The organism is Allobosea sp. LjRoot237 (genome assembly GCF_964253285.1).
Lineage (GTDB): Bacteria > Pseudomonadota > Alphaproteobacteria > Rhizobiales > Beijerinckiaceae > Allobosea.
On the sequence record NZ_CAXUQP020000001.1, the window covers coordinates 2975302 to 3000948 of the forward strand.

The following is a 25647-nucleotide window of genomic DNA, read 5'->3' on the forward strand; positions in this document are numbered from 1 at the left end:
GCAGCGCTCAATAGACGTCGGCCTGATAGCGCCCAGCCTTCTTCAGCGCCGCGACATAGGCGACGGCCTCGTCCGCAGAGCGCCCGCCATGCTCGGCAACGACATCGACCATGGCTCGCTCGACATCCTTGGCCATGCGCTTGGCATCGCCGCAAACATAGAAGTGCGCGCCCTGCTCCAGCCAGGCGAAGAGCTCGGCACCGCGCTCGCGCATGCGGTCCTGCACATAGATCTTGTCCTTGCCGTCGCGCGACCAGGCGAGGGTGAGGCCGGTGAGCACGCCCTCATCCTTCATCGCATTGAGCTCGTCCTCGTAGAAGAAATCGGAGGCCCGGCGCTGATGGCCGAAAAACAGCCAGTTCTTCCCCTTGGCGCCGGTCGCCTTGCGGTCGTGCAGGAAGGCGCGGAACGGCGCGACGCCGGTTCCGGGGCCGCACATGATCACCGGCGTCTCCGGGTTCGCCGGCAAGCCGAAGCCATGAGCGCGCTGGACATAGACCGGCACCTTGTCACCGGGCTGGACGCGCTCGCCCAGATAAGTCGAGGCGACGCCCCAGCGCGGGCGCGAGCCGACCTTGTAGCGGACCGTATCGACGGTCAGCGAGATGCGGCCGGGCGTGGCGTTGAACGAGGAGGAGATCGAATAGAGCCGCGGCTGCAACGGATCGAGCGCCTCGACGAAGGCCTCGGGCGAGAGCCGCGCTCCAGAGAACTTGTGCAGCGTGCCGAGCACGTCGAGCCGATCGAGATCGCCGTCCGGATCCTCGCCGGCCGCCAGCCGCTTCGCCTTCTGGCGGGTCTCGCCGCCGGTGACATAGGAGATCAGCTGGAACAGCGCATCGGGTGCGGGACCGAGCGCGCAATCGGCCAGCAGCTGCTCGCGCAGGGCCTTGCCGCCGATATCGGCATCGGGCCGGGCGCCGAGCAGGGCGATGACAGCATCGACGAGGCGCGGATCGTTCTGCGCGACGATGCCGAAGGCGTCGCCGACGATGTAGTCGAGCCCACTCTCGGTGAGATCGAACTCGACATGCCAGGTTTCCTTCTCCGAGCCCTCGCCATTGAGCTTGCGGCGCGAGAGGAAGGTGGCGAACGCCGGGTTCTCTCGGCTGCGGCCAAGCGGGCCGGCCGGCGTCGTTGAAGCAGTTTCGGCTGGAGCAGTAGCAGGCGAACCGCCCCCCTCCTCCATCAGCGCCTTGAGCTGGCGCAGCGTTTCCTTGCCGCCGGGGGCGCAGAGGTTGAGTCGGCCTTCCTTGCCCTCGGCGATCGCGGCCGAATAAGTCTCGCAGACATAGCCGCACTGGCCGCAATCCTGCTGCGCCATCGCGGCGAAGAGCTTGCGCGGCAATGGCTTGCCCTCGGCGAGCTGCATCCGGTCGGCGATCGCCATAGCCGGGTCGTGCCAGGGCGCGCCGTCATCGGCCTCGCCCATCATCGCGGCGTTCTCGGCCGGCGACAGCGCCGTGACGCCGGCATTGTCGAGCGAGAGCAGGCCGGCAAAGAAGCCGTTGAGCCAGGAGCGCTGCTCCTCGCTGAAGGGCGCGGTCTCCGGCAGGACCTGGACGAGCGGGTTTGGCGCCTGAACGGTCATGCGAACTGCTCCGCCGATGACGGGCGACACGGAACTCCCTCCCCCCGCTTGCGGTGGGGAGGGCTGGGGTGGGGGGCCGGAAAGCCGGAGCTCCATCCTGCATCGTTTCGCCGAGCGGAACTGCCCCCCACCCTAGCCCTCCCCACCGCAAGCGGAGGGAGGGAAGCGCGCGAGCTTGCAGCCTCGGTGCGCACGAGCATGGGTCCGGTCCTCACGCCGCCTCTCCGGTTTCAGCGACCAGCGCCTGCAGCGCTGCGATCTCATGGCGGCGGGCGAAGGCGACGAAGCTTTCATCCGGCGCGGCGCGATGGACCTGCCAAGTCCGCAGGATCGCCTCGACCAGCGCCGGCGCCTCTTCCGCCTTCACCTTCTCGCGGAAGGGCCGGGCCATGCCGCCATCGACGCCATAACCGCCACCGACCAGAAGATCGTAGCCCGGGACGGTGTCGCCCTCCTCGTTGACCGGCACCTTGGCGCCGATCAGGCCAAGATCGCCAATATAGTGCTGCGCGCAGGAATGGTGGCAGCCGGTCAGGTGGATGTTGACCGGCGTCTCCAGCGTGATGCGCGGCTCGCAATGGGCGGCGATGGCGAGCGCATCTTCCTTGGTATGGGCGGCGGCGAACTTGCAGCCGGTGGCGCCAGTGCAGGCGATCAATCCGGCGCGCAGCACGGAGGTCTCGGCCGAGAGCCCGATCGCCGTCAGGTTGGCGAGGACGTCGTCGACGTTCGCGTCCGGCACGCCGGAGATCAGCAGGTTCTGCCAGACGGTGAGGCGGATATCGCCATCGCCGCACTGCCGTGAAATGGCTGCGATCGTCCGCATCTGTGCGGCGGTGAGCTTGCCGACCGGCAGCGCCACGCCGACCCAGTTCAGGCCGGGCTGAGCCTGGGCGTGCACGCCGATATGGGCGAGCCGGTCATAGACCGGGCGCGGCTTTACGAAGGCACCGTCGACGCGGATCAGCCGGCGGCCGAGCTTCTCTTCCACTGCCGCCAGGAACTTGTCGAAGCCCCAGGCGTCGAGCACGTATTTAAGCCGCGCCTTGTTGCGGTTGGTGCGATCGCCGCTCGCAACGAAGACACGCACGATCGCATCGGCGACCGCGACCGTATCCGAGGGCGCGACGACGATGCCGGTGTCGCGGGCGAGGTCGTGATGGCCGGTGATGCCGCCGAGCGCGAGCCGATACCAGATGCCCGGTTCGACCGGGCTGCCCTCGAACGACGCACCTTCACCAACCTCGATCGCCTGGAAGCCGATATCGTTGGTGTCCTCCAGCGTCGCGATCGAGCCGGCGCCGTCGAAGGCGACGTTGAACTTGCGCGGCAGGCCGTAGAGCGAGCGATCGTTGAGGATGTGATGGTGCCAAGCCCGGGCGTGCGGGCGCGTGTCGAGTAGCTCGAGCGGGTCGATGCCGGCGGTGGCCGACCCCGTGACATTGCGGATGTTGTCGGCGCCGGAGCCCTTGGCGGTGAGGCCGAGATCGGCGAGGCCTTCGAGCAGCAGCGGCGCGTTCTCGGCGCTGATCTCGCGGACCTGCAGGTTGGCGCGGGTGGTGACGTGGCTGTAGGGACCGCAAAGCCGTTCGGCGAGATCGGCGACACCCTCGAACTGCCAGGCTTTGAGGATGCCGTTCGGAATGCGCAGCCGGCACATATAGCTGTTCTGCGCCGGGGCGACATAGAACAGGCCGTGATAGCGCCAGCGGAAATTGTCATCAGGCTTCGGATACGTTCCTGACGAGGCCTGCTCCTTGAAGCGCGCATAGGCATCGAAGGGATGCTCGGCGGCCTTCCACTTCTCCTGGTCGACGAGCTTGCCGCCGGCAGAAACCGTCTTCGCCTGCGCTTCGGCATGCTCCCGGTCGGGGCCGGACGGCGCAGCATTGCCCTGCCCGCCCGTTCCGCCGAGCGGCCCGAGGCCACGCGCCGCACGAGCCGACTGCATGCCGCTCATGAAGCCTTCGAGATAGCGCTTCTGGTCGGGGGAGAAGTCGTTGCTCATGGGCGCTTCCGTCACGCCGCCTCGACGAAGCGGTGGCGCTCGTAGAGGAACTTCAGCACCGCCTCGCGCGCGGCGATGTAGGTGCGGTCGGAGACCAGCTCGAGCCGCTTGCGCGGGCGCTCCAGCCGGACATCGAGCACCTCGCCGATGCGGGCGGAGGGGCCGTTGGTCATCATCACGATCCGGTCCGAGAGCAGCACGGCCTCGTCGACGTCATGGGTGATCATGATCATCGTGTTCCCGAGCGCGGCGTGGATCTGCATGATCGAATCCTGCAGATGGGCGCGGGTCAGCGCGTCGAGCGCGCCGAAGGGCTCGTCGAGCAGCAGGATTTTCGGCTCCATCGACAGGCCGCGCGCGATGCCGACGCGCTGCTTCATGCCGCCGGAAATCTCGGCCGGGCGCTTGTCCTTCGCATGGCCCATCTGGACGAGGTCGAGATTATGCATGATCCAGTCATGCCGCTCGGCCTTTGACTTCACGCCGCGGAAGACCTTGTTCACCGCGAGCGCGACATTGTCGTAGACGGAAAGCCAAGGCAGCAGCGAGTGGTTCTGGAAGACGACCGCGCGCTCGGGGCCAGGCGCATTGACCTCCTTGCCCTCAAGCAGCACGGCGCCGGCGCTCACCGGCGTCAGGCCGGCGATGATGTTGAGCAGGGTCGACTTGCCGCAGCCGGAATGGCCGATGATAGAGACGTACTCGCCCTTGTCGATGACGAGGCTGACATCCTTCAGCACGTTCGTCGTCGCCGCGCCGCGCTGGAAGGTCTTCTCGACATGGTCGATCTTGAGATAGGCGCTGGTCATGCTCGCGCTCCTCACTGAACCGCAGTGCCGCGGGTGACGATCGCGCCGATGAAGGCGACCAGCCGGTCGAGCACGAAGCCGACCACGCCGATATAGATGAGCGCCACGATGATGTCGGACAGGCGCGAGGAGTTCCACGCGTCCCAGATGAAGAAGCCGATGCCGACGCCGCCGGTCAGCATCTCGGCCGCGACGATGGCGAGCCAGGACAGGCCGACGCCGATCCTGAGGCCGGTGAAGATGTAGGGCGCCGCCGAAGGCACCATCACCTTGAAGAAGAATTCGACCTGGTTCAGGCGCAGCACCTTGGCGACGTTGCGATAATCCTGCGGGATGTTGCGGATGCCGACGGCAGTGTTGATGATCACCGGCCAGATCGCGGTGATGAAGATCACGAAGATCGCCGAGGGCTGGCTGTCGCGGAAAGCGGCGAGCGAAAGCGGCAACCAGGCGAGCGGTGGCACGGTCCTCAGCACCTGGAAGACCGGATCCAAGCCCCGCATCGCCCAGACCGACTGGCCGACGAGCGCGCCCAGCAGGATGCCGACGATCGCGGCGAGGCCGAAGCCGATGGCGACCCGCTGCAGCGAGACCAGGATGCGCCAGCCAAGCCCGATATCCTGCGAGCCGGCCCAGAAGAACGGCTCGGTGATCAGGTCCTTCGCTTCGGCCCAGATCTTCGTCGGCGGCGGCAGCGAGGATTGCGGGCCGGAGGCGGCGATCTGCCAGAACAGCAGGATGAGCGCGACCGTGATCAGCGGCGGCACCAGGGTGACGAGCACCGCCTTCGCCAGTGGCGCGAGCCTCTCGCTCAGCGACTTGCCGGTCGCCTGAGGCAACGCCACCACGCCTGCACTCGCCGCCGGCAAGGCGACGACCTTTGCTCCCGTGGCAGCGTCCTTCAAGGCAGCCTGACCCATTCCGTCTCTCCCATGATCGATCGGTGCGTTCATGCCGGCACCTCAACACGCTGCTGCGCGCCGATGCGGCGAATTTCGGGGAGGCACGAACCGCAATTCGTGCCGGCTTTCAGCTTGCGGCCGATATCCTCGACCGTGACGCCCTTGCCGTCGGCGAAGGCGGCTCGGATGGCGTTCAGCCCAACGCCGAAGCAGGCGCAGACCGTCGGGCCCTGGTCGGCGGCGCCGTCGAGGCTGCGGCCGGAGAGGAGCGCGAGGCGCTGGCGCGAATCGAGCGTATCGCCAGCGAAGGCGAGCTTGACCGCGTCCCAGACCGGCGCGTCATGGTCCGGTCCAAGAAAGAGGGCGGCGGCGAGCCGGCCGTCCCGGATCAGCGCACAGCGATAGAGCCCGCGCTCGGCATCGACCATCTCGATCAACCCGTCGGTTCCGAAAACGGTGCGGGCGAGCCGAATGATCTCGGCAGCATCGGCCTGCGTCGCGAACAGCCTGCCCTGCCCGCCCTCGAGCGCGACGCGGGTCCACCAGCTTCCCTCGGGCAGCACGAAATCTTCGGCACCGAGCAGGAAGCCGCGTGAGCGAAAGGCGACCGGCGCGATCGCAGCTGGCGTTGCCTTCATCTCGGGCTGGCCCGAGAACGGGTCGGTCAGCGGCTGGACGGCACCGCCGATGCGGGCGTCCGAGGCATTCTCGGCCGACCAATGGATCGGGGCGAAGATCGAACCCTTCTGCGCGCCTGGATCGAGGGCGACCTTGAGCACGACAGCACCATGAGCGGTCGCAATGCGAGCGAAGCCCGTGTCGACCAGGCCGTAGCGAACCGCATCGTCCGGGTGCACCAGCACGGTCGGCTCGGCGATATGGCCTGAGAGGCGCGCGCTGAGACCGGTGCGCGTCATGGTGTGCCAGTGATCGCGGACGCGGCCGGTATTAAGTAGCAGCGGGAAAGCCTTGCTCGTCGCGGCGGCCAGCGCCGGTGTGGCGAGCGGTTGCATCGTCGCCTTGCGGTCGGCAGTGAAGAAACCGCCTTCGGCAAAGAGTCGGGCCGTGCCTTCGGGTCGGCCGGCCGGGACCGGCCATTGCACCGGGGCCAGCGTGTCGTAGGCGCGGCGCGTCAGGGCGGCATGGGCGCCGATATCGAAATCGCGGCTGCCCTCGTTCTCGAAGGCCGAGAGCGCGGCGTGCTCGGCATAGATTTCGTGCGCCCCGGCATAGGCGAAGGCCTCGCCGAAGCCGAGGCGCTTCGCCACCTCGCAGACGATCCACCAATCCGGCTTCACCTGGCCCGGCAACGGCAGGAAGCCGCGCTGGCGCGAAATCCGGCGTTCGGAATTGGTGACGGTGCCGTCCTTTTCGCCCCAGGCGGCGGCAGGCAGGATGTAGTGCGGTCCGGCGGCGAGCGTGTCGTTGGAGAGGACGTTCTCGGAGACGACGAAGAGATCGAGCCCACGCAGCGCCGCCTTGACCGCATCCGCGCGCGGCAGCGAGACGGCTGGGTTGGTCGCCATCACCCACATCGCCTTGATACGGCCATCGGCGACCGCATCCATCATGGCGACGGCCTTGAGGCCCTCAGCCTGCGCCATGCGCGGTGCGCCCCAGAAGCGGCGGACACGGTCGATCTCGGCCGGCGAATAGCCCATATGGGCTGCGAGCATGTTGGCGAGGCCGCCGACCTCGCGCCCGCCCATGGCATTGGGCTGACCGGTCAGCGAGAACGGGCCGCTCCCGAGCTTGCCGATCCGACCGGTGGCGAGATGGCAATGCAGGATCGCGGCGACCTTGTCGGTGCCCTGCGCCGACTGGTTGACGCCCTGGCTCCAGGCGGTGACGACGGCAGGGGTGCCGGCCCAGAGCGCGTAGAAGCTGGCGATATCGGCCTGCGCCAGGCCGGTCAGGGCGGCGACCGCCGCCAGGTCGGGCGCGATCTCGCGGGCATTGGCGAGCGCGGCGTCAAAGCCAGCAACGTGGCGCTCGACATAGGCGCGGTCGATGAGGTCGGCGTCAGCGAGATGCACCAGCAGCCCGGCGAAGAGCGCGCTGTCCGAACCGGGCTTCAGCGGCAGGACGAGATCAGCATCCTCCGCGGTCGCGGTGACGCGCGGATCGATCACCACGACCTTGGCCCCGCGCTCGACCCGGTTCTGCTGAATGCGGCGGAACAGGATCGGATGACACCAGGCGGTGTTCGAGCCGACCAGCACGATCAGGTCGGCGCTGTCGAGATCCTCGTAATTGCCCGGCACGGTATCGGAGCCGAGCACGCGCTTGTGGCCCGCGACCGTGGACGACATGCACAGCCGCGAATTGGTGTCGACATGCGGCGAACCGATGAAACCCTTCATCAGCTTGTTGGCGACGTAATAGTCCTCGGTCAGGAGCTGGCCTGAGAGATAGAAGGCGACCGCTTCCGGACCGTCACGGTCGATGACGCGCCAGAATCCGTTCGCAACCGCATCGAGTGCCTCATCCCAGGGCACGCGATCGTACGCTCCCCGCGCATTGCGCTTCAGTGGATGCAGGACGCGGGTGCCGAGGCCGAGCGTTTCGCCGAGCGCCGAGCCCTTTGAACAGAGCCGGCCGCGATTGGCCGGATGATCCGGATCACCGGCGATCGTCGCGCCGCCCTTGCCGTCCGGCGTCGCAAGCACGCCGCAGCCGACCCCGCAATAGGGGCAGGTCGTGCGGGTCGGGACGGAGCCGGCGAGCGGAGCGTCGTGGCGCATGGTCAGGCTGCCTTCCTGACGCAATAGGCTTCGCCGAAGGGCAGGTCGGCGCGGATCGGCGAGATGTCCTGCTGCGAGCGGATCAGGCCGAGATAGAACAGCGCGCCGGTGGTATCGCCGACGAGGACGCAGCCGGCAAGCCGGCCGTCGCGCAGGACGAACTTGCGATAGACTCCCATGCCGGGGTCGCGCAGCAACAAGACGTCGTCGCCCTCTCCCGGCTCCACAGAGCCGGCCGAGAAGACGCTGACGCCGCTGACCTTGAGATTGGTCGCCAGCAGCGAGCCGGTATAGCGCTCCCGTCCGCCGGCAAGCCGCGTTGCCAGCACGCGAGCCTGCTCATAGGCCGGCTCGACCAGGCCATAGACCAGGCCGCGATGCTCGGCGCATTCGCCGATGGCGAAGATTGAAGGATCGCTGCTGGCGAGGCCATCATCGACGTCGATGCCGCGATTGACGTCGAGCCCTGCTGCGACCGCGAGACCGACGCGCGGGCGCACCCCAATGGCGACGACGACGAGGTCGGCCGGGATCGTGCTGCCGTCGGTCAGCTCCACCGCCTCGACCCGCTCCTCGCCGACGAAGCGCTCGGCCGTGCAGTTCAGCCGGATGTCGATGCCGCGGGCGGCGATCTCGGCTGCGAGCAGACTGGCGCCTTCGCGGTCGAGCTGGCGCTCCATCAGCCGGTCGGCCAGATGGAGGACCGTGACCCTGCCGCCGATCCTGGCCAGCCCGTAAGCCGCCTCCAGCCCGAGCAGGCCGCCGCCGATCACCACGACACGCGCGCCAGTCGCGGCGACGGTACGGAACAGCGCGACATCGGCGACATCGCGGAAGGTGGCGACGCCGGGCAGCTCGAACCCCGGCACCGGTGGCATCAGTGGCTTCGAGCCGGTGGCGAGGACGAGCTTGCCGTATGGCAGGGTCAAGCCATCGGCCAGGGTCACGCTCTTCGCCGCCCGATCGATGCCGGTGACCGGCTTGCCATAAAGCATCGAGACGCCGCGCGCTTGCCACCAGGCGGCAGGCTTCAATTCGATCTCGGGCTCACCGATCTCGCCGGCGAGCAGCGGCGAGAGCAGCACCCGATTATAGGCGAGCCGCGGCTCGGCCCCGATCACCGCAATGGAATAGCGGCCGAGCGCGCGCTGGCTGAGCTCGTCGACCAGCTTGGTCGCCGCCATGCCCTTGCCGACGATGACGAGCGGCTCGGCCATGGCCTCAGGCCACCCGCTTGATCTTGAGCGCCTTGAGATAGTCGAGGGGCGCCGCCGGATCGAACTTCACGCCGTCGAAGAAGGTCTCGACGCCGCGCGAGTCGCCGCTGGCCGCATTTGCGACGCCCAAGGTCTTGGCAGCCTCCGACCACAGGTCCGAGCGGTTGGTCTTGTCGACCAGCGCCTTGATGTCTGTGTTGGTGTCGAACTTGCCCCAGCGGATGTTCTCGGTGACGAACCAGCTGTCGTGGCTCTTCCAGGGGTAGGAGACGGTGCCGCCCTCGCCCCAGAACTTCATGTAGAGGTTCGTGCCCTTGGCTTCGCGGCCATTGCCGTAGTTAATGTCGCCCTGCAGGCGCTTGTTGATGTCGCCAACCGGGACGTTGAACCATTGCCGCTTGCCGACGATCTCTGCGAGTTCCTGGCGGTTCTCCATCTTGTCAGCCCACATCTGGGCCTCCATCACCGCCATCAGGATGGCCTGCGTCGCCTTCGGGTTGGCGTCGACGAAATCGGCACGCATGCCCAAGATCTTCTCGGGGTGCCTGAACCAGAGCTCGCCGGTGGTCAGCGCGGTGTAGCCGATGTTCTGGTTGACCAGCTGCTCGTTCCAGGGCTCGCCGACGCAGAAGCAGTCCATGGCGCCGACCTTCATGTTCGCCACCATCTGCGGTGGCGGCACGGTGATCACCTTGATGTCGCTGTCGGGGTCGATGCCGCCGGCGGCGAGCCAGTAACGGATCCAGAGATCGTGGGTGCCGCCCGGGAAGGTCATGGCGGCGGTCAGTTCCTTGCCTGCCGCCTTCTTGCGCTCGAAGGCCTGCTTCAGCGGCGAAGCATCCTTCTGGACATTGAGGTCCTTGTATTCGTTGGAGACCGAGATCGCCTGCCCGTCCTGGTTCAGGTTGAGCAGGGTGTACATCGGCAGCGGCTGGCCGTTCTGCATCACCTTGCCGGTCGCATAAAGATGCGTCTTCGGCCGCAGGATGTGGCCGCCATCGATGCCGTTGTTCTTGAAGCCGAGCGCCATGTTGTCGCGCGTCGCGCCCCAGGAAGCCTGCTTGGCGATGTCCATGTCGGGCAGGCCGTACTTTGCGTAGAGGCCCTTCTCCTTGGCGATGATCAGAGGCGCCGCATCGGTCAGCGCGATGTAGCCGAGACGCGTGCCCTTGACCTCCGGCCCTGCCGCCTGCGCGAACGCGCCGCTCGGAAAGCTCAGCTTGGCAGCCGAGGCGACGGCGGCCGCCCCGGTCAGGTTCAGGAAATCGCGACGGCTCGGCCCGGCCCGGAGAGCGGCAGCCTTGGTCTTGACGGTCTTGGTCATCGATCGCTTTCCCTGGTGAACGGTTTGGTGTCCGCGAAAACGAAAACGCCGCGCGAAAGCGCCCTGCCGGGCTCCCTTCGACAGCGGCGTTGCTGTGCGTTCCGATTTCGAACTTGCTCGCGGGCAGCTTTGGCCGCGGTCGAGGCGATCGATACAAAGACCGTGCCAACTCAAAGCTTGGTAGCAAGCATTTGAATTATTTCAATTTACCTTGGCAGGCTGCGGCGACCGGCGCCCAACTCTCACTTTTGTGCGCCGCACAATTCTATCGCAACTGCACAATTTTCAGGCATGCCTAGAATTTCATCCCTGCACCGCTTCCGTGACAAGCGGCCTGAAGACCGCCCGCGCCCGCTCGGCCAAATCCGGCGTGATCGCGACCTGTCCGGCCCGCGCCATCGCGGCGAGGAGGCGGTCGGCATGGGCTGGGTCAGGGCGGATCGCAGCGCTGTCGAAACGGATATAGGACGGCACGTGCCGCGACGGTCGACCGCCGCCCTGGACGATGTCGCCACGCAGGATCGCCTCGATCAGGGCAGCCGGAGCCGCAAGGCGATCGGGAGCAGCGAGCAATCGGGCGAGGCACGGCCAGTTCGCTTCGTCCGAGGCCCAGCTGCTCGCGTCGACCAGCGCCGCGTTCAGGCGTGCGACTGCCTCCCCGCGGCGCTCCACGTCGTCGGCGCGCCAGGCCAGCACCTTTTCCGGCAGATCCGGCATAAGATCGACGCCGCAATGCAGGATCGCGCCGACGCCGGCCTCCACCGCCAGGGTGTTCCAGGGCGCGCCGGCGCAGAAGCCATCGACCTCTCCGCTCGCCAGCGCCTCGACCGTGCGAACCGGCGGCACGATCTCGAGCCTGACATCGTCGCCGAGGCGGACGTCGCCGAGCGCCATCCAGTCACGCAGCAGATAGGTATGACAGGAGAAGCCGAAGACCGCAGCGAAGGCGAGCGGCGGCAGGCCGGACACCTTGCGGGCAGAAACAAGCGTCGCGAGCGCCCGCGCCGAGACCGCCGGATTCGCCAGATCACCTGTCGCAACACGCGCCATTTCCTCGAAGCGGCGCAGCGAGAGGGTGAGCGCGTTGCCGTTCAGGTTTAGCAGGATCGGAGCCGCCATCGGTGCGGTGACGCCGCCGATGCCAAGCGTCGAAGCAACCGCCGCCGGCGCCAGCATGTGCGCGGCGTCGAGGAGGCGCACATGCAGGCGATCGCGAAGGTTCGACCACGACACGTCGCGCACGAGTTCGAGCGCGAGCCCGTGAGCGTCGGCGATTCCAGTGTCGGCAGCGGCGACCAGCAGGGCCGCATCGACCAGCGGCATGAAGCCGATCCGCAGGCGCAGGGTCATTTCAACACCTCGGCGGCTGTGATGATCGAACGGGCGATGTCGGCGAGCTTGCGCTTCTCGTTCATCGCGGTGCGGCGCATCAGGGCGTAGGCCTCGTCCTCGCCCAGCCCCTTCAGGCGCATGACGATGCCCTTGGCGCGATCGATGAGCTTGCGCTCGTCGAGCTGGGAGCGGGCCTCGTCGAGTTCCTCGCGCAGCTTGCTGAAGGCGTTGAAGCGGCTGATGCAGGTCTGCAGGATCGGCTTCATCCGCTCCTTCCTGAGGCCGTCGACGATATAGGCAGAGACTCCCGCCTCGACCGCGGCCTCGATCTGGCCGGCGTCCGACTGATCGACGAACATGGTGATCGGCCGCCTGACATGGCGGCTGACCTGGAACATGTCGGCGAGCGCGTCGCGGCTGGGGTTCTCCAGGTCGATCACGACGACATCCGGATCGTGCTGCATGATGGCGGCGACCAGCCCCTTCGTCTCGCCAACCCGGACGATGGCGTTGAAGCCGGCCTCGCGCAGCCCCTCTTCGATGATGGCGGCCCGGATCGGGTTCGCATCGACAACCAGGATCTTGATGTCTGACGTCATGCTCTATGAATGCGCATTGCTCCTCGGGAGAAAGCAGGATTCGAGCCAGACCTGTTTTTTTGCACTGGCCGGACGGCGAGCTTGAGACTGGCACGCTTCCTCGGCCAGGCGTATGCGCCGGGTGAGAAACTGGTCGTCGACGGCTCATGCCTGAGTTCGGGGTCTCATCGACGCCGATCGGCTTCGCCACCGCGCCGCTGCCGGACCAGCGCTATCGCCCGATCCGGGCATGATGACCTATGACTGGGACTATATCCGCGCCCATGAGACGACGCGAGAGGTGTTCAAGCTGTAGGCAAGTCCGCCGCGACGACGCGCGCTCGCCCGGCAAACCTGCACGCGGCGCAGCTTGCGTCGTTAACAAACCCCTTATCGCCGTCAGCCATCTAGTGAACGGCTGTCCACAATTCTGCCGGCCTGCGCTTGCAGTCGATCGCTCCCTGTTGAATCGTTCGCTCAGCTGGATCGTCCGGGGGGACAGGGCTGACCGGGACATCAGAACTGATGGATGCGACATCTCGTGAGCGGCTCGTCATCGTCGAGGACGATCCCGTCACCCGCACGGTCATTTCGGGATATTTCGTCGATCAGGGATTCCTGGTCGAGGAGACCGAAACCATGGCCCAGGCAAGACAGACGGTCCGGCGCTTCAAGCCGGATCTGATTTTCATTGACGTCGTCTTGCCGGACGGAGACGGATTCGAGCTCGCCAGAGAGCTTCAATCGGTGTCCGACGCCGGTATCATCTTCGTGACGCAGCGCGATGCCGACGTCGACCGGATCGTCGGGCTGGAGCTCGCCGGTGACCACTATGTCGGCAAGCCGGTCGACTTGCGCGACCTGCTCGCCCGGGCTCGTTCGCTGCTACGCCGGCGCAAGATCGAGCGCGACATGGCGCGCCGCAACATCACGGTCACCTTCGGTCCCTTCAACATGGACCTGCGGCGCCGCGAGCTTGCGACGATCAACGGCGATCCGATCCGGCTGACCCGCGGCGAATTCGACCTGCTCGCCGCCCTAGTCGAAAGCGAGGGCCACCCCCTCACCCGCGATTATCTGATCGAGGTCGTCAGCAACCGCGATACCTCCGTCGATGCACGCAGCGTCGATGCATTGGTCGCGCGCCTGCGGAAGAAGCTGGGGGATACGGGCAAGGCGGGCATGATCAGGACCGTCAGCGGGACCGGCTACAAGCTCGGTGTTGCCGTGGAGCGCGACGTCTAGAGCCGGATCCGATCAGATTGGCTCAATCTGATCGGTGAATCCGTCTCTCCTTTGAGTTTAGAGCCCGTTCCGATCAACTTGCGGTGCAAGTTGATCGGAACGGGCTCTACGGGACAGCCGCCTCGGCGAGCACCTGGACTTCCAATCCGGCGAGGGCGTCGAGGGATTCGGTGCGGGCCAGGTCGAGCCTGTCGATCGCGAGCGTCAACGCCTCGGCGCTTGCACCCGTCGCCTCGCGCTCGAGCGCAGTGGCCAGGGCGAAGACACGTCCAAGACCGACGGCTCCTGCCGAGCTTGCCAACTGATGAGCCAGCCGGCCCAGCTCGGCACGGTCAAGGCGCTCAGCGGCCTCCCCCATGCCGGTCAGGATGGTCGCGGACACGGTCGCAAAGAGCGCCACGAGCTGCCGCGTACGGGCCTCGCCGATCAGCCCGCGCTGTGTCCGGAAGAAGGTGACGTCGACGGGCTGGTCCGGCGACAGGGCGACGACCGGACCTCGGCCGCCACGGCTTCCCCTGCGGCCGATCATTTGCAGGAGCGCCGCGGAGGTGATCGGCTTGGACAGGATCGTCGCCAATCCCGCCGCACGCATCCGCCGCATCGTCTCCGGAGAGACATCCGCCGTCAGCGCGACGATCCGAGGCTGCGCGATGGCCGGCAAGGCACGGATCGCTCGTGTGGTTTCGATACCGTCCATTCCGCCCATATGCATATCGAGCAGAACAAGGTCGAACGTGCGCTTGCGCAGGGTTTTCACAGCCGCCTCGCCCGAGGCCGCGGCCTGCACCTTGTGGCCGGCCTTGCCGACCATGAGCCGGGCGACCTCGCGCGTCACGGGGTCGTCGTCGACGACAAGAATCCGCTGCAACTGCTCCGGAGGCGCCTCGCCGGGCCGAGCCGCGGCCTTGGCCGCAGCCATTGGCAAGCTGACGGAAAAGGTACTGCCTTGCCCTCTGGCACTGGCAACGGAGATCGAGCCGCCCATCAACTCGACCAGCTTCCTGCAGATCGCCAATCCGAGACCGGCCCCGCCGTTGCGGCGTCCCGTTTCCGGGTCGACCTGGACGAAATCGCGGAAAATATGGTCCTGTATAGCGGGGTCGATCCCTATGCCGGTGTCGCGCACCGTGAGTGTCAGCCTGGGGCGCTGCGAGGCTGATGCGGGCTGGAAAGCGGCGCCGAACTCGACCTCGCCCTGCTCGGTGAAGCTGATCGCATTGCGCAACAGGTTGACGATGACGCGGTGAATCTTGCCGGAATCGCCGTGCAGGCGCAGGCCCTCGGGCGGTGGCTGCAACCTCAGGACCAGTCCCTTCTGCTCTGCCAGGGGATGCATCAGTGCCGCAGTTGCGGTCATGAGGGCGCCAAGATCGAAATCACGCAGATCCAGGCTTTCGGTTCCGGCCTCCAGCCGGGACAGGTCGAGCGTCGCGTTGGCGAGATCGACCAGAGCCTCGCCGGAGGTCGCGGCCATGGCGACGAGACGGCGGTCGCGCTGGTTCAGGCGCCCGCGATCGATCAGCTCCAGAACCCCGAGCACACCGGATAATGGCGTGCGGATATCGTGCCCGACCACGGCCAGGAATCGGGATTTGGCACGCGTTGCCTCCTCCGCCGCTTTCTGCCCGGCCGAGGCAAGCTCGAGCGCCGTCTTCAGGGCGAGCGTACGCTCCGCGACCTTGTCTTCCAGGACGGCGCGGCTTTCTGCGAGGCGTTCTGCCATCAGGTTGAACTGATCGCCGAGCTCCTGCAACTCGTCGCCGGTGTGGATGTCGATCCGCTCGTCCAATTCGCCCTGGCCGATCCGCGCGGCACCAACGCCGAGCGCCTTGATCGGAGCTACGAGCTTGCGGCTGAGAGCGATGCCGACCAACACAGCGGCGAGAAGTGCGACCGCCAGCAGCGCCAGCGAGCGCAGGATCGAGGCGCGGATGGGCGCAAAAGCTTCGCTCGCCGGCAGATCGACGACGACATTCCAGTCGAGATCCGGGACGGCGGCCATGACGGATAGGACGCGCCGGCCCTCGACATCCGTGATCGAAAGCCCGGCGCCTGGGCCACCAGCCGCCGTATGCGCCTTTACCAGATCGGCGAGGTTGGTACTCCGGAGGACGAAACGCAGGTCAGGATGGGCGATCAGCCGGCCTGCACGCGTGACGATATAGGCGCGGCCAGCTTCGCCGACCTTGAGCCGGGACACGACATCGCGGATGAAAACGAGATTGACGGTCGCCCGCGCAACCCGATGTGGAGCGAAGGCCGAGCGCCGGAGCAACACCATATGCGGCTCCGACCCGCGCCGGAACTCGACCTCGCCATAGAACCTGCCCTGTGCGAGCGCGATCTGGAAACCCCGGTCGGCAGACCAGTCCATATCGCTGCCAGCCCGGTCGCGCGCGAAACGCGAGAGGAAGAGCTGTTCGCGCCCGTCCTGATCGATCTGGCGCAAATCGAGGATGGCGGGAACCTGCCGCAGCAGCCTCAAGCCATCGAGGTGACGCTCTTCGGGCGAATCGTTGCCAGTGCCGTTCTCAGAAGCGAGCTCAAGGTCGCTCATGATGTCGGCGACGAAGGCGCCGATCCTCTGCGCCGCCGCCCGGGCCTGCTCCTGCTGGACGCGGACGAGAAGGGCCCGCTGATCCGAAAAGGCGAAGAGCGCTGCAATTGCCGTATTGAGTCCGAGGGCCAGGCAGATCGCGACGACGACGAAAACCGTATACTTGCGGGTAAGGCCGGCGCGCGGCCGTGATACGCCGTCCTTTTCCGCCGCGCCGTGCTGCGTCACGACACGATCCGGGTTGCGCGGATTCGCAGGGACGGCGGCAGGTCGAGCCCCAGGGCCGCGGCAGCGGTTCGATTGACGACCAGCTCGAAACTGCGCGAAAACTGCACCGGCAGTTCGGCGACATTCGCCCCTCGCAGGACGAGATCGATATAGGAGGCGATCAGCTCGGCCGTCTCCTCGCGCGCGCCGGTATAAGAGATCAGGCCGCCCTGCAGCGTGAAGGTGTCGAACGGGTAGATCGCCGGCAATCGTTGCTGCGCCGCGGAAGCCGCGCAGGCCGCGGCATTGCGGAAGGTGAAGCTGTCCGGCAGGAACACCAGGCCGCCGCCACTCCCCTTGGAGGCGAATGCCGTGATCTCGCGGGCGATCTCCGATGCCTCGGTCACGTGAATGATTTCAAGGGCGAGCTCTTCACCCCGAATGCTGGTCTGCAGGCGCGCGAGATAGCTCTTGCCCGCAGCCGGCGTTGTATGGGGGTTGAAGACCACGCCAATGCGGCGGGTCGCCGGCGCGATCTCGGTCAAGAGCTCGACCCATTTCTCCGACATGGCGGGGTCGTTGTTGCTGAATCCCGTGGCGTTGCCGTCAGGGCGCTCCAGCGAGCGCACGAAGCCGCTGCCGACGGGATCGGACGCGGTCGAGAACAGCACGGGGATCTGCCGCGTCTGCTCCAGGACAGCCGCAGTCTCTGCGCTGGAGCCGACGACGATGACGTCCGGCTTCTCACGGACCACATCGGCGGCGGTCCGCGCCAGATCATCCTCGCTCACCCCCGAGAACCGCCAGACCATACGCAGATTCCGGCCTTCGACCCATCCCTTCTCGGCCATGAGCCGGCTCAGCTCCGCCATCCGGGCGCGCAGGATGGGATGGTCGAACGGCACGCCAACCATCAGCATGATCCGCCTGACGGGCTCCGCCGCCGAAGCCCGCCGATCAGGGATCGCGAGCCCCGATGCCGCCAAGGCGACCAGAAAGGAACGACGATGCATCATGTGAGCCGGGTCCAGGAGGCGACACCCCAGCCGCGCCTCCTGCGACAAGTTTCGCATGGTCCGCCACGGCGCGTCGAGAGCTGCTCGCTCGAGCGTCACCTTCTAGAATCTCACCAAACCCGATGGGGCGGAAATGACCAAACTCTTGAACGCGGCCGGCAGCGGCTGACGAGCAGCTCTGGGTCCTCCGGATTGCGGTCTCAAGACCCAGCGAAGGGGTGAAGCCCACGCTATCGCCTGCCGGCTGCAGGCGCAGCGATCATGGTCAGCGGCCTCCAGGTCAATCGCGGCGCCGAGGTCGTCGTCTTCAGCGAACCGTTCAAAGGCGTGAGGTTGCTCGGTGGCGTCACCTTCACGGCAGCCGCAGCGGCTCATTCACTGAAGAATGTCCTGTCATTGCGGAGCCGGCAGTTTCGCACCTATGCCCCGGGTTTCATAAGCGTTGGGGAAAGCACTCGCGGCAAGCCGCCGCGTCATGTCCGAAAGCTACGGACGGCAGCTATAGAAATTTCAGATTTCTATCTTAGATCAACCACTTAAGGAAGTGGCTGGGGGACTAGGATTCGAACCTAGACAACCAGAGTCAGAGTCTGGGGTCCTACCGTTAGACGATCCCCCAACGGGCGCGCTTGGTGCGACGCGTCGGATGGCCGCGATCTAAACAACCTCGCGCCCGGTTGCAAGCCTTCTGTGACGATTTCGACATGCAAGGCGGTCGCAGCGCCTTGCGCGACAGCCCGAAACGAACGCCAGCGCCATCCGGCATGGGCGTTCGCGCGAGACTGCTTCAGCCGGCGCTGAGCGTGCGCCTGACCGCGTCGCGCCAGCCGGCGACATGGCTGCGGCGCGTCTCCTCGGCCAGACTCGGCGAGAAGCGCCGCTCCAGCCGCCAGCGATCGGCGAACTGGGCCGGCTCCGGCAGCAGGCCGGCGTCGAGGCCGGCGAGATAGGCGGCGCCGAGCGCCGTCGTCTCCAGCACCTGCGGCCGGTCGACCGGGGCGGCGAGGATGTCGGCGAGGCGCTGCATGGTCCAGTCGGAGGCGACCATGCCGCCATCGACACGCAGCACGGTCTGCGCACCATCGGCTTCCGGCCAGTCGGAGCGCATCGCCTCGAGCAGGTCGAGCGTCTGGAAGCAGACCGAATCGAGCGCGGCGCGGGCGAATTCGCGCGGGCCGGTGTTGCGCGTCAGCCCGAACATGGCGCCGCGGGCATTGGCGTCCCAATGCGGCGCGCCGAGGCCGGTGAAGGCGGGCACCAGATAGACCTGCTGGCCGGGATCGGCATTGGCCGCGAGCGGGCCGCTGTCCGAGGCCTTCTCGATGATGCCGAGCCCGTCGCGCAGCCATTGCACGGCGGCGCCGGCGATGAAGATCGAGCCCTCCAGCGCGTAATGGCGCACGCCCTTGAGCTGGTAGGCGATGGTCGAGAGCAGGCGGTTCTGCGAGACGACGGCCTTGGTGCCGGTGTTGAGCAAGGCAAAGCAGCCGGTGCCGTAGGTCGATTTCAGCATGCCGGGCTCGAAGCAGGCCTGGCCGACGGTCGCCGCCTGCTGGTCGCCGGCGATGCCGCGAATCGCGACCGCCCCGCCGAGCAGGCCTGGCTCGCTGTCGCCGAAATGCGCGGCGCAGTCGCGGACCTCCGGCAGCATCGCGGCGGGAATATCGAGCAGCGCCAGCAATTCCTCGTCCCACTGCCCTTTGTGGATATCGAACAGCATGGTGCGCGAGGCGTTGGTCGCGTCGGTGGCGTGGACCCGCCCGCCGGTCAGGCGCCAGAGCAGGAAGCAGTCGACCGTGCCGAAGGCGAGCTCGCCGCGCCTGGCCCGCTCGCGGGCGCCGGGCACCTGATCGAGGATCCAGGCGATCTTGGTGCCGGAGAAATAGGGGTCGATGCGCAGGCCGGTACGCTCGGTGACGAGCTGGCCATGGCCCCCTGCCTCCAGCGCGGCGCAGCGCTCGGCGGTGCGCCGGTCCTGCCAGACGATGGCGCGGTGGATCGCCTGGCCGGTCCTGCGGTCCCAGACCAAAGTGGTCTCGCGCTGGTTGGTGATGCCGATCGCCGCGACCTCCCCTGCCCGCGCCTCGGCGCGCGCCAGCGCCTGTCGGCAGACTGCAAGCGTGCTCTCCCAGAGATCCTCAGCCTCGTGCTCGACCCAGCCTGAGGCCGGATAATGCTGCGGGAATTCCTGCTGGGCGCTGGCGATCGGCTGCAGATTCTCGTCGAACAGGATGGCGCGGGAGGAAGTCGTGCCCTGGTCGATCGCCAGGATCATGCGCCGCGCCGCCATGCCGTTTCTCCCGATCTATCGCTGCCGGGCTCGCATTGCCGGCTGGCGCCGAGCTTTGCCGCGAAGCCACGATGCAGGCAAGCGCGAGAGAGCCGGCGCAGTTTCGCCACAGGTTCCGCTTGGCAGGGGCAGTGTGCTGTTGTTACGCTGCCCCCGAATGGAAACGTTCCAGCTTCGTGCTGGACTCCCGGCAGCCGCCGAGGCGGCATGGCCGGCGAAGGGTTAGCAAGTGACGGTCGAAGACCGCCAGGATTCCGACCGCCCCATCGTGGCGGCGGTCCCCCTACCGGGCGAGCGGCCCGCGCCGCCGGAAGCCGTTCGGTTTGCTCCCGAGCCGTACCAGCGCCCTCATCCCACGACCTATGCCGCGCTCGATCTCGGCACCAACAACTGCCGCCTGTTGATCGCGCGGCCGGCCCAGCACGGTTTCCGGGTCGTCGACGCCTTCTCGCGAATCGTGCGGCTCGGCGAAGGGCTCGGCGCCAGCGGGCGGCTCTGCGACGACGCGATGGACCGCGCCGTCGAGGCCCTCAAGATCTGCAAGAGCAAGATGGAGCACCGCGGCGTGACCCGGGCGCGCCTGATCACCACCGAGGCCTGCCGCGCCGCGACCAACGGAGTCGAGTTCGTCCGCCGCGTCGGCGAGGAGGCAAGCATCGAGCTCGAGATCGTCGACCAGAGGACGGAAGCCTCGCTCGCCGTCACCGGCTGCGCCGCGCTGGCGGCGCCGGAGGCCGGCGCGGTGATCATCTTCGACATCGGCGGCGGCTCGACCGAGATCGTCTGGCTCGGCGGGCGCGAGGCCGGGCGCGACCCGGCCCAACGCATCCGCGAATGGGCCTCGCTGCCGATCGGCGTCGTCTCGGTGGCGGAGCGCTATGGCGGGGTCGAGGTCGGGCGCGAGAAATTCGAGCGCATGGTCGACGATTGCAGCGAGGCGCTGGCCCCCTTCGCGCGGAAGGCGGCAGCGGCGCGCGACGCTCCCAATTTCCACCTGCTCGGCACCTCCGGCACGGTGACGACCGTCGCCGGCATCCATCTGCGTCTGCCGCGCTATGACCGGCGCCAGGTCGACGGTCTGTGGATGCGCCAGGAGGATATCCTCAGCGTCATCGACGAACTCGTCGCGATGGACTATGCCGAGCGCCAGGCCAATGCCTGCATCGGCCGCGAGCGGGCCGATCTGGTGCTTGCCGGCTGCGCCATCTTCGAGGCGATCCGGCGGGCCTTTCCGAGCCCGAAGGTGCGCATCGCCGATCGCGGCCTGCGCGAGGGCATTCTGCTCAGGATGATGCACGAGGATCGCGCCTGGTGGCGCAGGCGGCAATGACGACGACAAAATCAGGCGGCGGCGCACGTGACCTGCGCATCAAGGTCAAGAAGCCGGCCAAGCGCAGCCATTCCTCGCAGCTCTGGCTCGAACGCCAGCTCAACGACCCCTATGTGAAGCGGGCGCGCGAGATGGGCTATCGCTCGCGTGCCGCCTTCAAGCTCGCCGAGATGGACGAGCGCTACAAGTTCCTGAAACCCGGCCAGAAGCTGCTCGATCTCGGCTGCGCGCCCGGTGGCTGGTGCCAGATCGCGGCGGCGAAGGTCGGGCTCGACAAGGGCAAGGGCCGGATCGTCGGGATCGACCTCCTGCCGGTCGACCCGATCCCGCATGTCGAGCTGATCGAGCTCGACTTCATGTCGGAGGAAGCCCCTGGCCTTCTGACCGAGAAGCTCGGCGGCAAGGCCGACGGCGTGATGTCCGACATGGCGGCGAACACCACCGGCCATAAGAAGACCGACCATCTCAGGATCATCGGCCTCGCCGAGGCCGCGCTCGAATTCGCCAATGACGTACTGGCGCCGGGCGGCTTCTTCCTGGCCAAGCTGTTCCAGGGCGGCGACACCGCCGAGCTGCTGGCTCAGCTCAAGCGCGACTTCACCCAGGTCCGCAACATCAAGCCGGCGGCGAGCCGCGCCGATTCCTCCGAACTCTACGTGCTGGCGACGGGCTTTCGCCGCAAGGCCGAGCCGGCCTCGGAAGACTGACGCAGAAGCCCCGCCTCAAGCCTCGGCCTGCCGGCCATCGACCAGATGGACGCGGCGGCTCGCCTTCGCGGCCATGTCGGTATCGTGGGTCACGGCGATGACGGTCTTGCCGCGCTCGCGCACCAGCGCGTCGAGAATGGCGAAGACCTGCTCGGAGTTCTTGCTGTCGAGGCTGCCGGTCGGTTCGTCGGCGAGGATCAGCGGCGGATCGTTGGCGAGCGAGCGGGCGACCGCGACGCGCTGGCGCTGGCCGCCCGAAAGCTGGTCGGGCCGCTTGTCGAGATGGTCTGAGAGACCGAGCGCGCCGAGAAGCTCGGTCGAGCGCTCGCGCATGGCGGTCGCGCCAAGCCGGCCGAGCCGGCGCATCGGGATCTCGACATTCTCGCGGACGGTGAACTCCGGCAGCAGGAAATGGAACTGGAAGACGAAGCCGAGCGTCGCCAGCCTGATCTCGGCGCGCTCACGCTCGCTGAGCCCGGCGGTATCGCGTCCGGCGATGGCGAGCGTTCCCCCGGTCGGCCGATCGAGCAGGCCGAGCAAATAGAGCAGCGAGGACTTGCCCGAGCCTGACGGGCCGGTAATCGCGACGAACTCGCCCTCGCCGATGGTCAGGGTGATATCCTCAACCAGCGTCACCGGCACGGCGGCCGGCAGCACGCGGGTGAGCCCGACCGTCTCGATCAGCGCGCTCATGTCGCGCCCCGGATGATGTCGACCGGGTTGAGCCGTGCCGCCTGCCTTGCCGGCAGGTAGCCGGCGACACCGGCCGAGACCAGCGCGAAGCCGGCGGCGATCAGGTAGTGCCAGATGCTCCAGGCCAGCGGCAGGCGGGTGATCTCCTGCGCGACGCTCGCGCCCGACAATTCGAAGCGGACCAGCGAGAGCGCAAAGCAGAGCGAGAAGCCGACCACCCAGCCGATCAGCGAGCCACCGGCGCCAAGCGCCAGCCCTTCGAGCAGGAAGAGGCGGCGCATGTCGGTTTCGGTGAAGCCGAGCGACTTCAGGATCGCGATATCGCGCGCCTTCTCGTGGGTGATCGTCGAGATGATGTTGAAGATGCCGAAGCCGGCGACGAGCAGGATCGCGCCGACGACCGTGTACATGATGACATTCCGGATCACGAGCGCTTCGAGCAGCGACTCGTTCGCCTCCTGCCAGGCGACCGCCTTGTAGCCGATCTGCGCCTCGGCCCGGCGCGCGACCTGCGGCGCGGCGCTGGGGTTGTCGAGCTTCAGCCTGATCTCGTTGATCGCATTCGGGCGCTCGCTGAGGATCTGGGCGTTCTTGAGCAGGACGTAGCCCTCGCCCTCATCGCGGGCGGTGGTGCCGGTGTGGAACAGGCCGACGATCTTGAAGGCACGGCTCTGGCCGGTCGATGAGACCACCGTGACGGTGGTGCCGAGCTCGGCGCCGAGGCGCTGCGCCAGCCGGTCGCCGACGACGATGTTGTTGCCGCCGGCGATCAGCGAGGTGAAGCTGCCCTGGCGGAAATCCTTGGCGAGCGAGGAGACCTTCATCTCGGCCTGCGGCTCGATGCCGATGATGGCGATGCCGACATCGCGGCCGGCATAGCGCACCACCCCTTGCGTCTTGAGGCTGAGCGCCAGCCGCCCGGGCACCCAGGCGCGCAACATCGCCGTCGCCTCGGTCGGGTTGAGGATGCCGCGCCGGTCGTCCTTCGGGCGCAGGCCGGCGATCTGGACTGCTGCGAACGCATCCTGCGCCGGCTGGCGGCGAGCGTTGCGGTATTCGTCGGTGATGTCGACATGCGGCATGGTGTCGACGAGGCGTGCGACGAAATCATCCTCGCCGCCCTGCATCAGCGCCGCCATGGCGATCGAGAAGCCGACGCCGAGCGCGACGCCGATGATCGCGACCAGCGTCTGCCGGCCGCGGCCGCGGATATGCGTCAGCGCCAGGGCCAGGATCAGCCGCATGGCTCAACTTCCTTCCGGCCTGACGCGCGCGCCGTCGGCAAGCTTGTCCGGGAAGGGTGTGATCACGCGGGCCTGCTCGGGCAATCCCGAGAGCACCTCGACATCGCCCGTGCCGCGTATCCCGATCGCAAGCTCGCGGCGGCGGGCGACATCGCCTTCGACGACGAAGACCGCATTGCCCTGCACGGCGGCGACCGGCAGCAGGAGCGCGTTCTGCGCAACCCGCACGATGATGTTGAGCTCGACCGTCATGCCGATCAGCAGCGGGGTATCACCCGGCAGAGCAAGATAGACACGATAGGTCTTGGCGACGGGGTCGCCCTTCGGCGTGATGCTGTCGATGGTTCCCTCCAGCGTCCGTCCCGGAAAGGCGTCGGCCCTGATCAAGACGCGCTGGCCCGGCTTGACCTGTGGGATATCCTCCTCGTTGACCTCGGCGACGACGCGCAGCGGCTTGGCCTCGCCGATCCAGAACAGCACGGTGCCGGGCTCGGCGATCTCGCCGACCTCGCCGTCACGGCGCAGCACGGTGCCGGCCATCGGTGCGCGCAGCAGATAGTTCTCCAGGCGCGCGGTCTGGCCGGCGATCAGCGCCGAGGCCTGGCCCATCTCGCTGCGCGCCCGATCGAGCGCCTGCTGGCTCATCACATTGCGCTCGACCAGGACCGCGAGCCGGTCATGCTCGGCGGTGGCGAGCTTCTGGCGGGCCTTGAGCTCTGCCAGAGTCGCCTCGGCCTGGGCGCTGTCGAGCCGGGCGAGGACGTGCCCCTGCTCCACGCGCTGTCCCTCGCAATCGCAGCGCTCGAGGATGCGCTCGCGCACCAGCGCCGTGACCTTGGCCCAAATGCGCGGCTCGACCGTGCCGGTGGCATAAACGATCTCGGCTGCATCACCGCGCTTTGGCACAACGGTAGCGACCGCAGTCGGCTTCGACAGCGACCAATAGGCACCGCCGGCGGCGACCAGCGCCGCGACGACAAGAAGACTGCGAGCGAACTTCACGGGCACCCTCCGCAGGAGGCGTCGCGCCAACGTGCTCAACCCAGGAGTATCGCGGGTCGCGAAACGTTGCGCTGGCGGCGTCTCTCGCGCACAATCACAAGAGACCGACCGTCGGTCATTTTACAGACCGACGGTCGGTCGTCAAGCAGAAGCGAGTTTGCATGCCCCGTATCGTCAAGCGTCCCGATGATCGCAGGAACGAGATTCTCGATGCGGCGCAGGCGCTGTTCTTCGAGCGCGGCTATGAGCGCACCACCGTCAACGACGTCATCGCGCAAATCGGTATCTCGAAGGGCGGCTTCTACCACCACTTCTCCGCCAAGGAGGATCTGCTGGAAGGGATCACCGCCCGGCTGGCGCAGGACGCCGTCGCGCGCGTTCGCGATATCCTCGAAGACCCGTCGCTCGACGCCCTCACCCGGCTGAACGGTTTCCTTGCCCGCTCACGGCAGATGAAGGTCGAGGACGCTCCGAAGTTGCGGGCAGCATTCGACGTGGTCTTCCGGCCGGAGAACTTGCTGCTTTACCATCGGATCAATGCCGCCTCGATCGCGGTGATGCGGCCGGTGCTGACCGGCATCATCGCCCAGGGCAAGACGGAAGGCGTCTTCGCCGTGCCCGATCCCGAGGCTGCCGCCGAGATCATCCTGCATCTTGGGGCGAGCACGCACGATGCCGTCGCCCGCACCATCGCAGCCATGGGGACTGCGGAGGAAGACGCAGCCATCGCGGCACTGGATCGGCGCTTCCAGTTCCAGGGTATCGCGATCGACCGCATCCTCGGCTTGCCCGACGGCAGCCTGACCATCGTCGAGCCGGGCTTCACCCGCGCGGTGATGACGGCGCGCTGA

At 67.3% G+C, this 25647-nt stretch carries 20 protein-coding genes and 1 tRNA gene; 5 read left to right on the top strand and 16 right to left on the bottom strand.

The features are described from left to right. Positions 1 to 7: 7 nt before the first annotated feature. The 9 genes from ACSQ24_RS14390 to ACSQ24_RS14430 all read right to left on the bottom strand — a co-directional run bounded on the left by ACSQ24_RS14390 (position 8) and on the right by ACSQ24_RS14430 (position 12526). On the bottom strand, positions 8 to 1591 hold the full coding sequence (locus tag ACSQ24_RS14390) for a sulfite reductase subunit alpha (protein ID WP_436095334.1): 1584 nt from the start codon (positions 1589 to 1591) through the stop codon (positions 8 to 10). Positions 1592 to 1802: 211 nt separating this feature from the next. Further along, the gene (locus tag ACSQ24_RS14395) at positions 1803 to 3599 is read right to left on the bottom strand and encodes a NirA family protein (protein ID WP_436095335.1); all 1797 of its coding nucleotides are present in this window, start codon (positions 3597 to 3599) and stop codon (positions 1803 to 1805) included. Positions 3600 to 3610: 11 nt separating this feature from the next. Then, on the bottom strand, positions 3611 to 4408 hold the full coding sequence (locus tag ACSQ24_RS14400; protein WP_436095336.1) for an ABC transporter ATP-binding protein: 798 nt from the start codon (positions 4406 to 4408) through the stop codon (positions 3611 to 3613). Positions 4409 to 4419: 11 nt separating this feature from the next. Then, on the bottom strand, positions 4420 to 5328 hold the full coding sequence (gene ntrB, locus ACSQ24_RS14405; RefSeq protein WP_436095337.1) for a nitrate ABC transporter permease: 909 nt from the start codon (positions 5326 to 5328) through the stop codon (positions 4420 to 4422). 29 nt (positions 5329 to 5357) lie between these two features. Then, a complete protein-coding gene (locus tag ACSQ24_RS14410) occupies positions 5358 to 8054 on the bottom strand; it encodes a molybdopterin-dependent oxidoreductase (RefSeq protein WP_436095338.1) in 2697 nt (898 codons plus the stop codon). A gap of 2 nt (positions 8055 to 8056) precedes the next feature. Beyond that, positions 8057 to 9271, bottom strand: coding sequence for an NAD(P)/FAD-dependent oxidoreductase (locus ACSQ24_RS14415; RefSeq protein ID WP_436095339.1), 1215 nt, complete (start codon positions 9269 to 9271; stop codon positions 8057 to 8059). A 4-nt stretch (positions 9272 to 9275) separates the two neighbouring features. Next, a complete protein-coding gene (locus tag ACSQ24_RS14420) occupies positions 9276 to 10595 on the bottom strand; it encodes a CmpA/NrtA family ABC transporter substrate-binding protein (protein ID WP_436095340.1) in 1320 nt (439 codons plus the stop codon). A 303-nt stretch (positions 10596 to 10898) separates the two neighbouring features. Then, positions 10899 to 11945 carry a CmpA/NrtA family ABC transporter substrate-binding protein gene (locus ACSQ24_RS14425; RefSeq protein ID WP_436095341.1) on the bottom strand — a complete coding sequence of 349 codons (1047 nt, stop codon included), beginning with the start codon at positions 11943 to 11945 and terminating at the stop codon, positions 10899 to 10901. Further along, positions 11942 to 12526 carry an ANTAR domain-containing response regulator gene (locus tag ACSQ24_RS14430; RefSeq protein WP_436095342.1) on the bottom strand — a complete coding sequence of 195 codons (585 nt, stop codon included), beginning with the start codon at positions 12524 to 12526 and terminating at the stop codon, positions 11942 to 11944. The genes ACSQ24_RS14425 and ACSQ24_RS14430 overlap by 4 nt, the downstream gene beginning before the upstream one ends. A 504-nt stretch (positions 12527 to 13030) precedes the next feature. Here ACSQ24_RS14430 and ACSQ24_RS14435 point away from each other — a divergent pair. Further along, positions 13031 to 13750, top strand: a complete 720-nt coding sequence (locus ACSQ24_RS14435; protein WP_436095343.1) for a winged helix-turn-helix domain-containing protein — start codon at positions 13031 to 13033, stop codon at positions 13748 to 13750. Between the two features lie 106 nt (positions 13751 to 13856). Here ACSQ24_RS14435 and ACSQ24_RS14440 read toward each other — a convergent pair whose 3' ends face one another. Further along, positions 13857 to 15752 carry an ATP-binding protein gene (locus ACSQ24_RS14440; protein ID WP_436097894.1) on the bottom strand — a complete coding sequence of 632 codons (1896 nt, stop codon included), beginning with the start codon at positions 15750 to 15752 and terminating at the stop codon, positions 13857 to 13859. 69 nt (positions 15753 to 15821) lie between these two features. Between ACSQ24_RS14440 and ACSQ24_RS14445 the strand changes: the two genes are divergently transcribed. Further along, a complete protein-coding gene (locus ACSQ24_RS14445) occupies positions 15822 to 16499 on the top strand; it encodes a hypothetical protein (protein ID WP_436097983.1) in 678 nt (225 codons plus the stop codon). Between the two features lie 32 nt (positions 16500 to 16531). Here ACSQ24_RS14445 and ACSQ24_RS14450 read toward each other — a convergent pair whose 3' ends face one another. From ACSQ24_RS14450 to glpK, 3 genes are all read right to left on the bottom strand, one after another. After that, the gene (locus ACSQ24_RS14450) at positions 16532 to 17629 is read right to left on the bottom strand and encodes an ABC transporter substrate-binding protein (RefSeq protein ID WP_436095344.1); all 1098 of its coding nucleotides are present in this window, start codon (positions 17627 to 17629) and stop codon (positions 16532 to 16534) included. 446 nt (positions 17630 to 18075) lie between these two features. Then, positions 18076 to 18149: transfer RNA gene (locus tag ACSQ24_RS14455), tRNA-Gln, on the bottom strand. A gap of 168 nt (positions 18150 to 18317) precedes the next feature. Beyond that, positions 18318 to 19820, bottom strand: a complete 1503-nt coding sequence (glpK, locus tag ACSQ24_RS14460; protein WP_436095345.1) for a glycerol kinase GlpK — start codon at positions 19818 to 19820, stop codon at positions 18318 to 18320. A gap of 229 nt (positions 19821 to 20049) precedes the next feature. On the opposite strand from glpK, the gene ACSQ24_RS14465 reads away from it, so the two are divergent. Next, the gene (locus ACSQ24_RS14465) at positions 20050 to 21150 is read left to right on the top strand and encodes a Ppx/GppA phosphatase family protein (protein ID WP_436095346.1); all 1101 of its coding nucleotides are present in this window, start codon (positions 20050 to 20052) and stop codon (positions 21148 to 21150) included. Beyond that, positions 21147 to 21857: an RlmE family RNA methyltransferase gene (locus ACSQ24_RS14470; RefSeq protein WP_436095347.1), complete on the top strand. Its 711-nt coding sequence runs from the start codon at positions 21147 to 21149 to the stop codon at positions 21855 to 21857. The genes ACSQ24_RS14465 and ACSQ24_RS14470 overlap by 4 nt, the downstream gene beginning before the upstream one ends. A 15-nt stretch (positions 21858 to 21872) precedes the next feature. Here the strand turns inward: ACSQ24_RS14470 and ACSQ24_RS14475 are convergent, their stop codons facing one another. Genes ACSQ24_RS14475 through ACSQ24_RS14485 form a run of 3 tightly spaced genes read right to left on the bottom strand, consistent with a single transcriptional unit; the run spans position 21873 to position 24796 of the window. Next, the gene (locus ACSQ24_RS14475) at positions 21873 to 22550 is read right to left on the bottom strand and encodes an ABC transporter ATP-binding protein (protein ID WP_436095348.1); all 678 of its coding nucleotides are present in this window, start codon (positions 22548 to 22550) and stop codon (positions 21873 to 21875) included. Next, positions 22547 to 23794: an ABC transporter permease gene (locus tag ACSQ24_RS14480; protein ID WP_436095349.1), complete on the bottom strand. Its 1248-nt coding sequence runs from the start codon at positions 23792 to 23794 to the stop codon at positions 22547 to 22549. Before ACSQ24_RS14480 ends, ACSQ24_RS14475 begins: the two co-directional genes overlap by 4 nt. Positions 23795 to 23797: 3 nt before the next feature. Then, the gene (locus ACSQ24_RS14485) at positions 23798 to 24796 is read right to left on the bottom strand and encodes an efflux RND transporter periplasmic adaptor subunit (protein ID WP_436095350.1); all 999 of its coding nucleotides are present in this window, start codon (positions 24794 to 24796) and stop codon (positions 23798 to 23800) included. 161 nt (positions 24797 to 24957) lie between these two features. Here ACSQ24_RS14485 and ACSQ24_RS14490 point away from each other — a divergent pair, with 161 nt between their 5' ends. Next, positions 24958 to 25647 carry a TetR/AcrR family transcriptional regulator gene (locus ACSQ24_RS14490; RefSeq protein WP_436095351.1) on the top strand — a complete coding sequence of 230 codons (690 nt, stop codon included), beginning with the start codon at positions 24958 to 24960 and terminating at the stop codon, positions 25645 to 25647.

What these genes read in the sequence shown, in the direction of transcription:
- ACSQ24_RS14390 (WP_436095334.1), bottom strand. Translation starts at nt 1,591, where the DNA reads ATGACCGTTCAGGCGCCAAACCCGCTCGTCCAGGTCCTGCCGGAGACC.
- ACSQ24_RS14395 (WP_436095335.1), bottom strand. Translation starts at nt 3,599, where the DNA reads ATGAGCAACGACTTCTCCCCCGACCAGAAGCGCTATCTCGAAGGCTTC.
- ACSQ24_RS14400 (WP_436095336.1), bottom strand. Translation starts at nt 4,408, where the DNA reads ATGACCAGCGCCTATCTCAAGATCGACCATGTCGAGAAGACCTTCCAG.
- ntrB (WP_436095337.1), bottom strand. Translation starts at nt 5,328, where the DNA reads ATGGGTCAGGCTGCCTTGAAGGACGCTGCCACGGGAGCAAAGGTCGTC.
- ACSQ24_RS14410 (WP_436095338.1), bottom strand. Translation starts at nt 8,054, where the DNA reads ATGCGCCACGACGCTCCGCTCGCCGGCTCCGTCCCGACCCGCACGACC.
- ACSQ24_RS14415 (WP_436095339.1), bottom strand. Translation starts at nt 9,271, where the DNA reads ATGGCCGAGCCGCTCGTCATCGTCGGCAAGGGCATGGCGGCGACCAAG.
- ACSQ24_RS14420 (WP_436095340.1), bottom strand. Translation starts at nt 10,595, where the DNA reads ATGACCAAGACCGTCAAGACCAAGGCTGCCGCTCTCCGGGCCGGGCCG.
- ACSQ24_RS14425 (WP_436095341.1), bottom strand. Translation starts at nt 11,945, where the DNA reads ATGACCCTGCGCCTGCGGATCGGCTTCATGCCGCTGGTCGATGCGGCC.
- ACSQ24_RS14430 (WP_436095342.1), bottom strand. Translation starts at nt 12,526, where the DNA reads ATGACGTCAGACATCAAGATCCTGGTTGTCGATGCGAACCCGATCCGG.
- ACSQ24_RS14435 (WP_436095343.1), top strand. Translation starts at nt 13,031, where the DNA reads ATGGATGCGACATCTCGTGAGCGGCTCGTCATCGTCGAGGACGATCCC.
- ACSQ24_RS14440 (WP_436097894.1), bottom strand. Translation starts at nt 15,752, where the DNA reads ATGGCCGCCGTCCCGGATCTCGACTGGAATGTCGTCGTCGATCTGCCG.
- ACSQ24_RS14445 (WP_436097983.1), top strand. Translation starts at nt 15,822, where the DNA reads ATGCGCCTTTACCAGATCGGCGAGGTTGGTACTCCGGAGGACGAAACG.
- glpK (WP_436095345.1), bottom strand. Translation starts at nt 19,820, where the DNA reads ATGGCGGCGCGGCGCATGATCCTGGCGATCGACCAGGGCACGACTTCC.
- ACSQ24_RS14470 (WP_436095347.1), top strand. Translation starts at nt 21,147, where the DNA reads ATGACGACGACAAAATCAGGCGGCGGCGCACGTGACCTGCGCATCAAG.
- ACSQ24_RS14475 (WP_436095348.1), bottom strand. Translation starts at nt 22,550, where the DNA reads ATGAGCGCGCTGATCGAGACGGTCGGGCTCACCCGCGTGCTGCCGGCC.
- ACSQ24_RS14480 (WP_436095349.1), bottom strand. Translation starts at nt 23,794, where the DNA reads ATGCGGCTGATCCTGGCCCTGGCGCTGACGCATATCCGCGGCCGCGGC.
- ACSQ24_RS14490 (WP_436095351.1), top strand. Translation starts at nt 24,958, where the DNA reads ATGCCCCGTATCGTCAAGCGTCCCGATGATCGCAGGAACGAGATTCTC.